Origin of the sequence: Amycolatopsis sp. SID8362, from assembly GCF_010550475.1 — a bacterium.
Lineage (GTDB): Bacteria > Actinomycetota > Actinomycetes > Mycobacteriales > Pseudonocardiaceae > Amycolatopsis > Amycolatopsis eburnea.
The window spans coordinates 1-330 of record NZ_JAAGNB010000569.1; the positions used below are offsets into that span (position 1 = coordinate 1).

General features: G+C 77.0%; 1 protein-coding gene. It reads right to left on the reverse strand.

Annotated elements, in window-relative coordinates:
- Nucleotides 1–330: CdaR family transcriptional regulator (locus tag G3I65_RS17455; protein WP_203612412.1), on the reverse strand; the 330-nt coding region annotated here is incomplete at both ends.

The window sequence follows — 330 nt, forward strand, 5'->3', positions numbered from 1 at the left end:
CGCGGGCCCGGGCCAGCCTGCCCACCGTCAGCGCGATCCGCAACACCAGCGCGTCCCGCGGGTCGGTCGGCTGGCAGCCGGTCAGCTCCGCCGCTTTCCGCAGCCGGTAGCGGACGGTGTTCGGGTGCACGAACAGCGTCTTCGCGCACGTCTCGAGCACGCCGCCGCTCTCCAGGTACGCCTCCACCGTGCGCTGCAGCGTCGGGCCCGCCTCCTCCAGCGGCCGCGCGATCGCGTCCACCAGCAGGCGCTCGGCCTCCGCGTCGCCGGAAAGGGCGCGCTCGGGCAGCAGGTCGCCCGACCGGACCGGCCGGGTCGCGCCCGGCCAGC